The organism is Pseudomonas koreensis (assembly GCF_012986595.1).
In the GTDB taxonomy this organism is placed as follows: domain Bacteria; phylum Pseudomonadota; class Gammaproteobacteria; order Pseudomonadales; family Pseudomonadaceae; genus Aquipseudomonas; species Aquipseudomonas koreensis.
Window position 1 is genome coordinate 1 of the sequence record NZ_JAAQYM010000025.1, and the last position, 600, is coordinate 600.

The window sequence follows — 600 nt, forward strand, 5'->3', positions numbered from 1 at the left end:
CTCTTTTCCCCTTCCCTTTTTTCTCTTTTCTCCTTCCCCTTTCTCCCCCCTCCCTTCCCTTCCCTCTCCTTCCTTTCCCTCCCCCTTCTCTTTTCCCTTTCTCTCCTTCTCCTCCTTTCCCTTCTTCTTCCCTTTTCCCCCCCTCTCCTTTCTCTTCTCTCTCTTTTCTTCCCCTCTCCTTCCCCCCCCTCCTTTCCCCCCCTCCCTTCCCCCTCCTTCCCCTTTTTTCTTCCTTTCTCCTTTTTTTCTCTTCTCTCCCCTCTCTCTCCCTTCCCCTCTCCCCCTCTCCTTTTCTTTCCTCTTTCTTCCTTTCTTTCTTCTTTTTTCCTCTCCTCCCCTTTCCTTTTCCTCCCTCTTTTCTTTCCTTCTCTTTCCCTCTTCTTCTTTTTCCCCTTCTCTTCTTTCCTTTTTTTCCTCTTCCCTCTCCCTCCCCCCCCTCCCCCTTTCCCCCTCCCCTCTCTCCCCCTTTCCTTCTTTTCTCTCCCCTCTCCCCCCCTCCTTCCCTCCTCTCCTTCTCCCTCCTTTTCCCTTTTTTTTTCCCCTCCTCCTTCTCCCCTCCCCCCCTCCTCTTTCCCTTCTTCCTTCTCCCCCTTCCCCTTT

At 53.0% G+C, this 600-nt stretch carries 1 protein-coding gene; it reads right to left on the bottom strand.

Going from position 1 to position 600, the window contains the following annotated elements:
• On the bottom strand, positions 1-600 hold a 600-nt coding region (locus HBN98_RS28450), incomplete at both ends, for a hypothetical protein (protein WP_186352951.1).